The 13153-nt window shown below is 74.8% G+C and carries 13 protein-coding genes; 6 read left to right on the top strand and 7 right to left on the bottom strand.

Annotation, left to right across the window (positions count from 1 at the left end; translation table 11 throughout):
• Positions 1–191: 191 nt before the first annotated feature.
• Both V1L54_RS20350 and purD read right to left on the bottom strand, forming a co-directional pair.
• Positions 192–1901 (bottom strand): hypothetical protein, encoded by a 1710-nt coding sequence (locus V1L54_RS20350; RefSeq protein WP_330119496.1) that lies wholly within the window; start codon positions 1899–1901, stop codon positions 192–194.
• 205 nt (positions 1902–2106) lie between these two features.
• Positions 2107–3411 carry a phosphoribosylamine--glycine ligase gene (gene purD / locus V1L54_RS20355; protein ID WP_330119497.1) on the bottom strand — a complete coding sequence of 435 codons (1305 nt, stop codon included), beginning with the start codon at positions 3409–3411 and terminating at the stop codon, positions 2107–2109.
• Between the two features lie 366 nt (positions 3412–3777).
• On the opposite strand from purD, the gene V1L54_RS20360 reads away from it, so the two are divergent.
• Complete coding sequence (locus V1L54_RS20360; RefSeq protein ID WP_330119536.1) at positions 3778–4518, top strand: SLATT domain-containing protein; 741 nt, start codon at positions 3778–3780, stop codon at positions 4516–4518.
• Positions 4519–4538: 20 nt separating this feature from the next.
• Here V1L54_RS20360 and V1L54_RS20365 read toward each other — a convergent pair whose 3' ends face one another.
• The gene (locus tag V1L54_RS20365) at positions 4539–5615 is read right to left on the bottom strand and encodes an alkene reductase (protein ID WP_330119498.1); all 1077 of its coding nucleotides are present in this window, start codon (positions 5613–5615) and stop codon (positions 4539–4541) included.
• Between the two features lie 135 nt (positions 5616–5750).
• Between V1L54_RS20365 and V1L54_RS20370 the strand changes: the two genes are divergently transcribed.
• Positions 5751–6197, top strand: coding sequence for a MerR family transcriptional regulator (locus V1L54_RS20370; RefSeq protein WP_443076714.1), 447 nt, complete (start codon positions 5751–5753; stop codon positions 6195–6197).
• A gap of 88 nt (positions 6198–6285) precedes the next feature.
• Here V1L54_RS20370 and V1L54_RS20375 read toward each other — a convergent pair whose 3' ends face one another.
• Both V1L54_RS20375 and V1L54_RS20380 read right to left on the bottom strand, forming a co-directional pair.
• A complete protein-coding gene (locus tag V1L54_RS20375; RefSeq protein WP_330119499.1) occupies positions 6286–6936 on the bottom strand; it encodes a putative DNA-mimic protein in 651 nt (216 codons plus the stop codon).
• Between the two features lie 66 nt (positions 6937–7002).
• The gene (locus V1L54_RS20380) at positions 7003–7656 is read right to left on the bottom strand and encodes a GntR family transcriptional regulator (protein ID WP_330119500.1); all 654 of its coding nucleotides are present in this window, start codon (positions 7654–7656) and stop codon (positions 7003–7005) included.
• Between the two features lie 209 nt (positions 7657–7865).
• On the opposite strand from V1L54_RS20380, the gene V1L54_RS20385 reads away from it, so the two are divergent.
• Positions 7866–8546, top strand: a complete 681-nt coding sequence (locus V1L54_RS20385) for a DJ-1/PfpI family protein (RefSeq protein WP_330119501.1) — start codon at positions 7866–7868, stop codon at positions 8544–8546.
• Entirely contained in the window at positions 8543–8992 is a 450-nt protein-coding gene (locus tag V1L54_RS20390; protein WP_330119502.1) for a MarR family winged helix-turn-helix transcriptional regulator, read from the top strand. Before V1L54_RS20385 ends, V1L54_RS20390 begins: the two co-directional genes overlap by 4 nt.
• 90 nt (positions 8993–9082) lie before the next feature.
• Here the strand turns inward: V1L54_RS20390 and V1L54_RS20395 are convergent, their stop codons facing one another.
• A complete protein-coding gene (locus V1L54_RS20395; RefSeq protein ID WP_330119503.1) occupies positions 9083–10366 on the bottom strand; it encodes an adenylosuccinate synthase in 1284 nt (427 codons plus the stop codon).
• A 289-nt stretch (positions 10367–10655) separates the two neighbouring features.
• Between V1L54_RS20395 and V1L54_RS20400 the strand changes: the two genes are divergently transcribed.
• Positions 10656–11474 carry a diacylglycerol kinase gene (locus V1L54_RS20400; protein WP_330119504.1) on the top strand — a complete coding sequence of 273 codons (819 nt, stop codon included), beginning with the start codon at positions 10656–10658 and terminating at the stop codon, positions 11472–11474.
• A gap of 70 nt (positions 11475–11544) precedes the next feature.
• Here V1L54_RS20400 and V1L54_RS20405 read toward each other — a convergent pair whose 3' ends face one another.
• Entirely contained in the window at positions 11545–12108 is a 564-nt protein-coding gene (locus V1L54_RS20405) for a GbsR/MarR family transcriptional regulator (protein WP_443076715.1), read from the bottom strand.
• A gap of 92 nt (positions 12109–12200) precedes the next feature.
• Here V1L54_RS20405 and V1L54_RS20410 point away from each other — a divergent pair, with 92 nt between their 5' ends.
• Entirely contained in the window at positions 12201–13148 is a 948-nt protein-coding gene (locus tag V1L54_RS20410) for an ABC transporter ATP-binding protein (protein ID WP_330119505.1), read from the top strand.
• Positions 13149–13153 lie beyond the last annotated feature (5 nt).

The raw sequence follows: 13153 nt of genomic DNA on the forward strand, positions 1-13153 counted from the left end.
CCGGGGAGGGCGCCCGGGAGGCCACCCCGGCGCATGACGCCCGAAGATTCCCATACAGGGACAAGACGGACGCGACACGGAGAAGAAGCGAACACGGAACGGGCGGAGTCGAGCAGAGGGGAAAGGGAAACGACACGGCACGAAAGGGCACGACACGGCGGCCCCGGAGGGCGGCGGGAAAGATCCTGTCGCTAGACCAGCCGTATGGGTTTGTCGTGTCGCACGCCCACGGCCGCCAGCCAGTTCCGCAGCGGCTCCGGATCCCCGTCCTCGGCCAGCGCGCGGACGGGCCGGGCCAGATCGGAACGGCGCTCGCCGTCCACGAACAGGGCGGGGCCGTCCAGCCAGTCCAGACCGGGAACCGCGCCGGCCGTGTCCACGGCCGCGCAGCAGACGGCCGCCGTGATGTGCTCGGCCAGCAGCTCGCGGCCGGCGCGCGGCGGCTGCGGCGGAAAGCCCCCGCCGGGCAGCGGCGGGAACGGCGCGGACGACGGGGGTGACGGGGCGGGCGCGGGCGGCGCGGGCAGCACGGCCACTCCCCCGGCCGTACGGGCGGCGGTCTCGGCGCCGCCGCCGGCCGCGGGGACGCCGGCGGCCTCCTCCCGGGCGAGCACCGCTCCTATCCGGGCCACGAACTCCTCGGCGCCGCCGCCGTCCGCGGCGGTGGCGGCCAGCCGGCCGAGCAGCTCGTCCAGTGTCGGGTTCCCGGTGGCCCGCAGCACCGTGAAGAGCCGGGCCGCCTCGATGCGCCAGATGCGGTCCACGACCTCCTCCGGATACTGCTGCCAGTCCACCGGCACCCAGTCGGGTCCGGGCTCGGTCGGCCCGTCGTGGAACAGCCGGGCGGCCAGCAGCGAGACCGCCCGGTCCACGGCGCCGGGCTCCTCCAGCAGATCGCAGGCGGGACGCTCGCCCAGCCGGCTGGCGAACCCCTCCGCCAGCCGGTCGCGCCGGGACAGTTCGGTGAGCGCCGCGACCACCCCGGCGTCCAGCCGCACCGGCCAGCGTCCGGTGCGCCAGGCGGGCAGCGCGACCCGGGTCAGCAGCCGGTCCCAGCCCGCGTACGCCAGCCCCACCTGCTCCTGGGCGACGACCCGCAGGCCGTAGTCCACGGCCTGGGCGCGTACGGCCGCGGCCGACGCGACCATGCGCTCCATCTCCGCGGCGTGGGCGGCCCCGGCCCGCAGCAGCAGCCGGGCGATCCAGCCGGCGAAGCCGTACCCGAGCCGCTTCGGGAGCAGGCCGCGGACCGTCGCGGCGACCGCGGCGGCGGCGTCCAGCCCGCGGACGAAGCGCCGCGCGGCGGCGATGTCCGGATGCGCGGACGGCCCCGTCCCGGCGACCACCGGGGCGAGCAGCGCCCGCAGCTCGGCGACCCGCATCCACCACAGGAAGGGGGAGCCGATGACGAGCACCGGCGCCGCGGCACGGGCACCGCCGGGGCGGAACGGCCAGGCCCCGAACGGTCCGCGGCGGCGGCCCCGGGTGATGTGCGCCCGGTCCTCCAGCCAGCTGTCGCAGTCCGGTGTGAGGGCTATGCCCGAGGGCGCGGGCACGTCCAGCCGGTCGGCGAGCTCGCGTATCAGCCGGTACAGGTCGGGGGCGGCCGCCTCCTCGATCTGCACCGTGGGGCTGACCGCCGGGCGCGCCCGCGCGACCACGGCGGCCACCGCGGCCGCCGCGGCGAGGACCGGCAGGGCGACGGCGACGGCCGCCCAGCGGGCCGCGTCCCAGCCCGCGCCGCCGAGCCGGCCGGTCGCCCCGCCGGCCAGCAGCACGGCGGCCACGGCGGTGGGCAGCAGCGCGGCGCCCAGCGCGGCGCCGCGCACCCGCAGAACCGCCAGCGCGTGGTCGCGCGCCGAGCGCGCGCCCGTCTCAGGTAGTGCCACGAATCCGCTCACCCCCTTGCCGTTCCTCCGCGCCTGTCATCCCCCACTGTGGCACCGGCGGGCGACATCGCAATGTGCGGTGGGCCACTTGCCGGAGTCACCCGCGGGAACCTTAGCCGGGAGGCGCGGCGGCCTCAGCCGGACGAGGAGCCGGTCACTCGATGGAATGGCTTTGGGTAAAGCTGGGTGCGCGACCGACCGCGCCGGGGGTGCCCTGTTACGCGCCCCCTCCGGCCGGTCCGGCCGCTTCGGCCGGTTCTGCGGACCGGGCCGGTCCGGCGGCTCCGGCGGCGATGTCCGTGCGGTGGTGCGAGCCGGCCAGCCGGATGCGGGAGACGGCGCGGTAGGCGTTCTCCCGGGCCTCGGCCAGCCCGGCGCCGGTGGCGGTGACGGAGAGCACCCGGCCACCCGCGCTGACCACCCGGCCCGACTCATCCCGCCGGGTGCCGGCGTGCAGGACGTACGCCCGGGGCGCGTCCCGCTCGGCGACCTCGTCCAGCCCCTCGATCACATCGCCCGCGCGGGGCGCCGCGGGGTAGCCCTCGGCGGCGACGACGACGGTGACGGCCGCCGCGTCGCGCCAGCGCAGCGGCGGGAACTCGGCCAGCCGCCCGGTGGCCGCCGCGTACAGCAGCCCGGACAGCGGGGTCTTCAGCCGGGCCAGGACGACCTGGGTCTCCGGGTCGCCGAAGCGGGCGTTGAACTCCACCACCCGCACACCGCGCGAGGTGAGCGCGAGCCCGGCGTAGAGCAGCCCGGAGAACGGGGTGCCGCGGCGGCGCAGTTCGTCCACGGTGGGCTGCAGGACGGTGGCCAGCACCTCGTCCACCAGCTTGGGGTCGGCCCAGGGCAGCGGCGAGTAGGCACCCATGCCGCCGGTGTTGGGGCCCTCGTCGCCGTCGTGGGCGCGCTTGAAGTCCTGGGCGGGCCGCAGCGGTACGACGCACTCGCCGTCGGTGACGGCGAACAGGGAGACCTCGGGGCCGTCCAGGTACTCCTCGATCACCACCCGGTCGCACTCCCGGGCGTGGGCGCGGGCCGCCTCGAGGTCGGCGGTGACGACGACGCCCTTGCCGGCGGCCAGGCCGTCGTCCTTGACGACGTACGGAGGGCCGAAGGCGTCGAGGGCCGCGTCGGCCTCCTCGCCGGTGGTGCACACGTACGAGCGCGCCGTGGGCACTCCGGCGGCGGCCATGACCTCCTTGGCGAACGCCTTGGAGCCCTCCAGCCGGGCGGCCTCGGCCGACGGGCCGAAGACCGCGATGCCGCGCCCGCGCACGGCGTCGGCGACCCCGGCCACCAGCGGGGCCTCCGGCCCCACCACGACGAGGTCGGCCCGCAGCCCGGCCGCCAGGTCGGCCACGGCCGCGCCGTCGAGGGCGTCGACGGGGTGGAGGGTCGCCACCTCGGCGATTCCGGCGTTGCCGGGCGCGCAGTGCAGCGAGGTGACGTCGGGATCGAGGGACAGGGAGCGGCACAGGGCGTGTTCGCGGGCGCCGCCGCCGATGACGAGGACCTTCACACCCGCAGCCTATCGATCCGGCTCGCCCGCCTCCGTCCGTGTCACCTGTCGGACGGCCCTCCGCGCGGCCCGGCGTACCGGCGCGGAGGCCCGCTAGACGTCCGCGGAAGTCGACAAGACATCAAGACACCAAGGCACCAAGACGGCAAAACGCCAAAACGGCAGGAAATCGACAAGTCAAGGCCCGTCACTCTTTTGGCGGACAGAGGAGGGCCCTTTATACCCACTCGCGGGCCACATATGGGCGGAAATACCGCGAAGGAGTCGGTGCCTCCCACTTTTGGCGGTAGGAAGGGGCCCTAGCGGTTCCGCGAGTGGTCCGAACGAGGACTGTGTTGGGAGTGGCAGGTGAGTCAGCCGGAGGACATGTGGCCCGAGGCGGCCGGCGGCACGGGGCGGGGCGCGCGCAGGGATCTGCGCCGGGACCTGCTCGGGCGGCCTTTCCCCCTGGGGGACTGGGCCGAGCCGGCCGAGCGCCTGGACGAGCTGTACCGATGGGCGGAGGAGGGCGCCCTGCAGGTCGCCGAGTGGTATCTGGCCGACCGGGCGCGCAAGCGCCGGGGCGCCCGGCTGCTGCGGGCGGGCACCGCGCTCTCGGCGGCGGCGGCCGGCGCCCTGCCGCTGCTGGACCTGGCCGGCGCGCTGGACGGCGCGGCCCTGTGGTCCTTCCTGGCGCTGCTGGCCGCCGCGGTGTGCGCGGGCTGCGACCGCTGGTTCGGCCTGACGTCGGGCTGGATGCGGGACATGGCCACCGCGCAGGCCGTGCAGCGGCGGCTGGAGATGCTGCAGTACGACTGGGCCTCGGAGTGCGTGCGGGAGGTGCTGGGCCCCACCGAGGGCACCGCGAGCGAGGCGGCGGAGCGCTGTCTGGGGGTGCTGCGGCGGTTCACGGAGGACATCACCGAGCTGGTGCGGGGCGAGACCGCCTCCTGGATGGTGGAGTTCCGCTCCGGCCCGGCGCCGCTGCACACCCAGTCGCTGACCCCGGCCGCCTGGCGCGCCCGGGCCGATCTGGCGGTCGCGGCGCAGTCCTCCCGCTTCCCGCTGCCGCCGGGCTCGCGTCCCAGCATGCCGCGGCAGCGGCCCCCGGAGGGGCCGCCGCGCTGAGCGCCGCCCGCGGCCGGGCCTCAGGCCGCCGCGTACTGGTACGCCGGGTAGGTCAGATACCCCGCGTCGCCGCCCTGGTAGTACGTGGCCTCGTCGACGGGCGCGACCGGGAGCCCGGCGCGCAGCCGCTCGACCAGGTCGGGATTGGCGATGAAGGCGCGGCCGAAGCTGATGAGGTCGGCGCCCAGCCCGAGCCAGCGGTCGGCGTCGTCCCGCCCGGTCTGCTTCGGCCCCATCGGGAACACCGGGTTCATGACGAGGGTGCCCGGCCACGCCCGGCGCAGGGCCACCAGCACCTCCTCGTCGGCGGTCGCCTCCAGGTGGACGTAGGCCGGCCGGAGGCGGGCCAGCTCGGTCAGCAGCGCGGTGTAGAGCTCGGTGACGTCCCTCTCCGCCACGCCCCAGAACGTCCCGCCCGGGGAGAGCCGGATGCCGGTCCGGTCCCCGCCGACGGCCTCGACGGTCGCGGCGGTCGCCTCGACGGCGAACCGGATCCGGTTGGCCACCGAACCCCCGTAGCGGTCCGTGCGCAAATTGGCGTTCGAGGAGAGGAACTGCGAGATCAGATAGCCGTTGGCGCCGTGCAGTTCCACGCCGTCGAAGCCGGCGTCGACGGCGCGGCGGGCGGCCCGGGCGTAGGAGAGGGCGTGCTCGGGCACCTCGGCGGTCGCCAGGGCGCGCGGCACCGGCGCGGGCCGCGGTCCGGTGGGGGTGAACACCTCGCCGGTGGCGGGGACGGCCGAGGGACCGACCGGCTGCGTGCCGGTGGTGTCCGGGTGCGAGACCCGGCCGCCGTGCATGAGCTGGGCGAAGATGCGGCCGCCGTTGGCGTGTACGGCGGCGGTCACGGGACGCCAGGCGGCGACCTGCTCGTCGGTGTGCAGCCCCGGCGTGCCGGGGTTGGACTGCCCGACCAGGCTCGGCTGCACGCCCTCGGTCACGATCAGCCCCGCCGTGGCCCGCTGGGCGTAGTAGGCCGCCATCGAAGGCGTCGCCAGGCCGCCGGCGGCGGCCCGGGCCCGGCTCATCGGGGCCATCACCACCCGGTTGGGAAGGGTCAGTTCGCCGAGCCGGTAGCTGCTGAAAAGCGACGGCATGTCAGGACTCCTCGATGTTCCGCGTACTCCGCGTACTCCGCGGCGCCCGTTTCCCGGGCACGACGGCTACGCTAGAACCTCACATGGATGTCAGGTACAAGTCGCTGTGACGCGGATCACACTCGGGAGGACGGCGTGCGCATCGGGGAACTCGCGGCACGGACCGGGGCCAGCGTCCGGTCCCTGCGCTACTACGAGGAGCAGGGACTGCTCACCAGCGTTCGCAGTGCCGGCGGGCAGCGGCACTACGCGGAGGGCGACGTCGAGCGGGTCGCGTTCCTCCAGCGGCTGTACGCCGCGGGGCTGTCCAGCCGCACCATCGTCGAGCTGCTGCCCTGCGCCTACGCGCCCAGCGAGGAGAACTCCGACGCCGCGCTGGAGCGGATGGCGCGGGAGCGCGACCGGCTCTCCGCGCACATCGACGAGCTGCTGCGCACCCGCGACAAGCTCGACGAACTGGTCGCCGTGGCCCGGGCCTACCGGGAGGGCCTGTCCGCCCGCCCGGCCCCGGACGCCCCGGACGCCACGGGCCCGGCGCACACGTGCGCGGCGGCCGGGACGGCACCGGGGCGGCACGGCTAGCGCGACGCCACCGGACACGGGGGCGTTCCCCGCCTCCCCGTCCCGCCCTCCCCCCGGCCGGCGGCCCCCGGTCACCGCACCGGGGGCGCTAGCCGAAGAGGATCATGGCGCCCTGGGCGAGGCTCCGGGTGGCCGCGGCGTGCAGGCCCAGCCAGACGTGGCGCTCGCGGGCGAAGGGCCCGCCGTCGTACGCGACCGCGGGCACGGCCTCCTCCAGCTCCGTCGGGCGGGCCGGCGGGGGCGGGGGCGGCGGCGGATTGGCCGGGTCGATGCCCAGGTACGGCGCCACCGCCGTCAGTTCGCGCAGCAGTCCGTGGCTGGAACCCAGCGGGCCGCCGCCCGCGAGGAGCTCCTCGTCGGCCAGCGGGCGGTCGAAGTCGACCGGGACGTACGCGCCGGTGTGGTCGTAGTGCCAGACCAGGTGCGACTGCTGGGCCGTCGGCGCGAACATCTCCAGCAGCTGCTCGTAGTCGCCGCCGAGCTCGTCGACCGGGGTGACCTCCAGACCGCACAGCTGGAGCAGGTGGGCGCGGCGCAGGAAGTGCAGCGCGTCGTAGTCGAAGCCCGCGACGGGGGCCACGTCGCCGGAGAGCCCGGGCATGTAGCCGTAGACGGGGACCGGCGGCAGGCCCGCGGCGGACAGCGCCCTGTCGTACGCCGCGAGCTCCTCGGCGAAGGGGTTTTCGGGGCTGTGGCACAGCACGTCGACGAGCGGCACCAGCCAGAGGTCACAGGCCAACGGGGCTCCAATGCGGGGACACGGGGACACGAGGACTCAGAACGGCGGCCGCAACAGCGTAGTGCGTCAGCCGAGCTTTTCGACGAGGGCGAGGGAGTGCTCGTTGGACGCGGTGACCATGCACTCGGCCGCCGCGATGTCCCGCCGCTCCACCGCGTCGACCAGCTCGCAGTAGTCCGCCCACAGCGAGCCGCGCAGTCCGGGCTGTTCGCGCAGGTGCGGGACCGCGAAGACCCAGCACTGCACCCGCAGCCGGTCGAGGAAGTCGGAGATGTAGGGGTTGCCGACCAGATCGCCCAGCTCCCGCCAGAAGCGCAGGTCGTAGCCGATCAGTACGTCCAGGTCACCGGCGAGCGCGGCCCGTTCGGCGGCCTCGGCACGGCGGCGCACCGAGGTCAGCCGCTCGCCGCCGGGGACGGGCCCGGCGAGGGCGGCGGAACGGCGGAAGACGCCCTCGATGACGAGGCCGCGCGCCTCCACCATGGCCCGGTAGTCGTCGGGGGTGAAGACGTGGACGCGGAAGCCGCGGTGCTGCTCCACGTCCAGCAGGCCCTGTGCGGACAGGTCGACGAGCGCCTCGCGCACGGGTGTGGCGGAGACCCCGTACTGCTCGGCGATCTCCTTGACGGTGAAGCCCTTGCCCGCCGGGAGCCGCCCGGCGAGCACCTCGTCGCGCAGCGCGTCCGCGACCTGCGCGCGCAGCGTGCTGCGCTGGATCACGGCCGCCTCCCCGCGGCCGGGGGCCGCCGGGTGGCCGTGCCGCCGGCGGTACGGCCTTCGCTCACCCGCACGTCACACACATCCGCACCCCTCGCGCACCTCGGGTTTCTCCGGGGAGCAGCCTAACGCCCGAGTATTGACAGCATATTGTCGAAGTGACAGCATACTGTCCTGATCGGCCGGATGGTCCGGCCCTGTGAGGAGGAACCGTGGAGCGCAGGACCGTCCATGTCGCCGTCTACGACACGTTCGCCGACTGGGAGCCCGCCTATGCGACCACCGCGCTGGCGGGGGCCGGACACCATGTGGTGTACGTCGGCGAGAGCGGCGAGCCGGTGATCAGCATGGGCGGGATGCGGGTGACGCCCCACCTGTCGATCGCCGATCTGCGCCCCGGCGACAGCGCGCTGCTGATCCTGCCGGGCGCGGACGCCTGGGAGCAGGTCCTGCCGCCCTTCGCGGGCGCGGCCCGCCGCTTCCTCGACGCGGGGGTGCCGGTCGCGGCGATCTGCGGGGCCGTGACCGGGCTGGCGAAGGAGGGCCTTCTCGACGACCGGGACCACACGGGCGCGGCGGCCGAAGTGCTGGCCGCCACCGGCTACCGGGGCGGCGCACGCTACCGGGAGGCCGACGCGTACACCGACGGCGACCTGATCACCGCCGGGCCCACCGAGCCGGTCGCGTTCGCCCGTGAGATCCTCACCCGGCTCGCCGCCCACCCGGCCGAGGTGACCGACGCCTGGTTCCGGCTGTTCCGGCACTCGGACGCGGCGGCCTACGAGGTGCTGACGGCTTACGAGAACGGAGGGGCCGGCGGCGCCGGAGAGGACGGCGGCGCGGCCGCGGTGCGCGGGGCGCACGGCGCGCACCCGGGGGGCGGGGCGGCGTGAGCGCCGCCGAACTGCTGTCGGGCACGGCGCTGACCGTCTTCCGGCTGAACGGCCAGTTCCTGGCCGCCGCCGAACGGCTGGCCCGGCCCGCCGGGCTGACCGCCGCCTGGTGGCAGGTGCTCGGCGCGGTGCTGCGCGAGCCGCTGCCGGTGGCCGGGATAGCCCGGACCATGGGCATCACCCGGCAGAGCGTGCAGCGCGTCGCCGATCTGCTGGTCGAACGCGGCCTGGCGGTGTACGAGCCCAATCCCGCGCACCGCCGCGCCAAACTGCTCGCCCCCACCGAGGAGGGCCGCGCGGCGGTCGCGCGGATCACCCCCGGCCATGCCGAGTTCGCGGCCCGGCTGGCGGGGGCGCTGGGCGGGGAGGCGGATCTCACCGAGGTGCGCGGGACACTGGAGCGGCTGTCGAAGGCGCTGGACGCCCTGGAGCTCCCGGAGCCGTGAAGCCGCGCCGCCGGACACGGCGGCGCGGCGCGACGGCCCGGCGGCCCGGGGCACCGGCGGAACCCGCCGGACCGGCTGCCCCGGGGCCGCTCAGAGGAACGGGTTGATCTGGATCGTCTCGTCCCGCCCCGGCCCCACGCCGATGGCGGAGACCGGCGCCCCCGACATCTCCTCCAGCGCCTTCACGTAGTCCCTCGCGTTCTTCGGCAGGTCCTCGAAGGTCTTGGCCCCGGAGAGGTCCTCCGACCAACCCGGCAGCATCTCGTAGACCGGCTTGGCGTGGTGGAAGTCGGTCTGGCTGTAGGGCAGCTCGTCCACCCGCCGGCCGTCGATCTCGTACGCGACGCAGACCGGGATCCGCTCCCAGCCGGTGAGCACGTCCAGCTTGGTGAGGAAGAAGTCGGTGAGCCCGTTGACCCGGGTGGCGTACCGGGCGATCACCGCGTCGAACCAGCCGCAGCGCCGGTCGCGGCCGGTGGTGACACCCCGCTCGCCACCGATGGCGCGCAGCTTCTCCCCGTCCTCGTCGAACAACTCGGTCGGGAAGGGACCGGCCCCGACCCGCGTGGTGTACGCCTTGAGGATGCCGATGACCCGGCCGATCCGCGTCGGCCCGACGCCCGATCCGGTGCAGGCGCCGCCCGCGGTCGGGTTGGAGGAGGTCACGAACGGATAGGTGCCGTGGTCCACGTCGAGCAGGGTGCCCTGGCCACCCTCGAAGAGGACGACCTTGTCCTCGTCCAGGGCGTCGTTGAGCACCAGCGTGGTGTCGCAGACGTAGCCGCGCAGCTTGTCCGCGTAGCCCAGCAGTTCCTCGACGACCTGCTCGGCGGCGATGGCGCGGCGGTTGTAGAGCTTGGCGAGGATCTGGTTCTTCTGGTCGAGGGCCGCCTCGACCTTCTGCGCCAGGATCGACTCGTCGAACAGGTCCTGGACGCGGATGCCCACCCGGTTGATCTTGTCGGCGTACGTCGGGCCGATGCCGCGGCCGGTGGTGCCGATCTTCCGCTTGCCCAGGAAGCGCTCGGAGACCTTGTCCATCGTGGTGTGGTACGGCGTGATCAGATGCGCGTTACCGCTGAGCAGCAGCTTCGAGGTGTCGACGCCGCGCTCCTCCAGACCGCGCAGCTCCGACAGCAGGACCGCCGGGTCCACCACGACGCCGTTGCCGATCACCGGGACGCAGTCGGGGGAGAGGATGCCGGAGGGCAGCAGGTGCAGCGCGTACTTCTGGTCGCCGACGACGACCGTGTGGCCGGCGTTGTTGCCGCCCTGGTAGCGCACCACGTAGTCCACCGAGCCACCGAGCAGGTCAGTGGCCTTCCCCTTGCCCTCGTCACCCCACTGAGCCCCGAGCAGCACAAGTGCGGGCACAGGCGTACACCCCTTCCCGTCGGGGCATGTCCAACGTGCGTGCCGGCCACCCGCCGGCCAAGAGCCGTCGGACCGGTGCCCCGAATCGACGAAGCCCCTGGCGCAACAGCGGCAGGGGCTCTTGCACCGAGAGATTACCGGACTCCTCCGACGGGAGGCGAACGCGGCGTTCCGGTCGCGGTCCCCACCGCTCCCCGCCCGGGCACCGCCCAGTACCGTCCCCACCGCCCACCGCCCCGCCGCCGCCCGCCACCGCCGACCACGCCGCGTACGACCCGAAAGGACCGAGGTGCCGGTTCCGCATCCGCTGCTCGTGCTCATCGACCCGCTCGCCAGGCGTACGGACGGGGAGTCCGTACGGATCGCCAGGGACGTACTGTGCGCGGGCGCCCCCAGGATGAAGGTGTGTCTGCCGGACGGTCCCGAGGAGATCGCCCGGGCGCTGGCCCACCGGGGACGGCGGCGCCCGGTGGTGATCGGTGACGACCGGGCCCTGCTGCGTACGGTTCGGCTGCTGCACCTGAAGCGCGAACTGCCGGACTGCGCGCTGGCGGTGGTGCCGGTCGGGCGGCCGGGATCGGTCGCGCTGGCCGGGTCGCTGGGGGTGCCGCTGGACGCGGTGCGGGCGGCGCGGGCCGTGCTGGAGGGCGCCGAGCAGCGGTTCGACCTGCTGATAGACGACAGCGGCGGGGTGGTGCTGGGCGGGCTGCGCATCCCGCCGGTGCGGCAGCGGCCGGCGGACGGGGACGGCGGGGTGCTGGACCGCTGCCGGACCCTGGTGCGCACCCTGGCCCGGCCCGCACCCGGGCCGGAGACGCCGCGGCTGCGCGTGGAGGCGGACGGGGTGCTGCTGACGGATCTGGACCGCCCGGTGGAGGACGTCCGGCTGGCGCCGGACGGCGGTCTCGCGAACGTGGTGGTACGGCAGCGCTCGGTGCCCGGCCCGGTGCGGGTGAGGGCGCGGACGGTCACGGTGTCCGGGCCGCACTTCCGCTACCGCGCCGACGCGGTGGTCTCCGGCCCGGTCCACACCCGCACCTGGACGGCGCACCCCTCGGCGCTGCGGCTGACGGTCCCGGTCCCGCGGGCCGCCCCGTCCCCGTCCTGAGGCGGCCGTACCGGGCCCGTACCGGAACGCCGGAACCCGGGGGAGCCCGGAACCCCCGGACCCCCACCCGTCAGCGGTGCCCGGCGCCGGCGGTCCCGTCGTGCCCCCCGGCCCGGTCCGCGTCGCGGTGGGCGTACCAGCGTTCCATCATCAGCGGCACCTCACGCCGCATGAACGCGAAGAACTCGGCCGACTCGGCCATCCGGCGCCCCGCCGGGGTGTCGGGCCCGAGGGCCTTGACGCCCCGCTCCAGGGTGGCCGTCCAGCGGTCCAGCAGCGGTCCGCGGTCGGTCATCGCCCGGTACCAGACGTCCACGTGCACCCGGTAGCGCTCGCGGCGCGACCCGGGCTCCCGCTCACGGGTGACCAGGTGCACCTGGGAGAGGTAGCGGATGGCGCCGGAGACGGCGGCCGGGCTGATCCTCAGCCGCTCGGAGAGCTCGGCGGAGCTGAGCACGCCCGCATGGTCGGCCAGCAGGCAGGCGAAGACCCGCGAGGCCATGCGCTGCAGACCGGCCTGGGTCAGCTCCGCGGCGAAGCGCTCGACGAAGTCGGCGACCTCGGCGGCCCGGGCCTCGTCCGCCGGGCCCCCCGGCGCGTACGCCCCGTCCGCCTCGCTCGAATGCTCGTTCACCACACGGCCATCCTTCCAGTTCACGGCAGGTCGGACCATCATGGCCGTTTTGCAACTTCACAAGATTGTGAATTCAGCGTAGTTTCAGAACCATGACCACGGCAACCACGGCTATCTCGGTGTCCGGCCTCGTCAAGACCTTCGGCCGGACCCGCGCGCTCGACGGGCTCGACCTGCAGGTGGAGACCGGGGAGGTGCACGGTTTCCTCGGCCCCAACGGCTCCGGGAAGTCCACCACCATCCGCGTGCTGCTGGGGCTGCTGCGCCCCGACAGCGGCACCGCCCGCCTGCTGGACGGCGATCCCTGGGACGACGCCGTCGAACTGCACCGGCGGCTGGCGTACGTGCCCGGTGACGTCAACCTGTGGCGCAACCTCTCCGGCGGGGAGGTCATCGACCTCTACGGGCGGCTGCGCGGCGGCCTCGACCGCAAACGCCGGGCCGAGTTGCTGGAACGCTTCGAGCTGGATCCGACCAAGAAGGGCCGGACGTACTCCAAGGGGAACCGGCAGAAGGTCGCCCTGGTCGCCGCCCTCGCCTCCGACGCCGAACTGCTGATCCTGGACGAGCCCACCTCCGGCCTCGACCCGCTGATGGAGGGCGTCTTCCGGGACTGCGTCGCCGAGGAGCGCGACCGCGGCCGCACGGTGCTGCTCTCCAGCCACATCCTCAGCGAGGTCGAGGCGCTCTGCGACCGGGTGAGCATCATCCGCAAGGGCGTCACCGTGGAGAGCGGCTCCCTCGCCGACCTGCGGCACCTGACCCGCACCTCCGTGAGCGCCGAACTGGCGAGCGAACCGGACGGGCTCTCCGGGCTGCCCGGGGTGCACGACCTGGAGGTGCGGGACAGGCGGGTGCGGCTCCAGGTGGACACCGACAAGCTGGACGCCGTGCTGCGGCGGCTCAGCGAGGCCGGCGTCCGCAGCCTGACCAGCACGCCGCCCACCCTGGAGGAGCTGTTCCTGCGGCACTACCAGGAGGAGCTCCCGGCGGACGGCACCGGCGAGACCGAGCAGGCCGAGCGGGCGGTGGCGCCGTGACCGCC

Origin of the sequence: Streptomyces rubellus, from assembly GCF_036323805.1 — a bacterium.
Classification (GTDB): domain Bacteria; phylum Actinomycetota; class Actinomycetes; order Streptomycetales; family Streptomycetaceae; genus Streptomyces.

What these genes read in the sequence shown, in the direction of transcription:
- V1L54_RS20360 (WP_330119536.1), top strand. Translation starts at nt 3,778, where the DNA reads ATGTGGCCCGAGGCGGCCGGCGGCACGGGGCGGGGCGCGCGCAGGGAT.
- V1L54_RS20365 (WP_330119498.1), bottom strand. Translation starts at nt 5,615, where the DNA reads ATGCCGTCGCTTTTCAGCAGCTACCGGCTCGGCGAACTGACCCTTCCC.
- V1L54_RS20410 (WP_330119505.1), top strand. Translation starts at nt 12,201, where the DNA reads ATGACCACGGCAACCACGGCTATCTCGGTGTCCGGCCTCGTCAAGACC.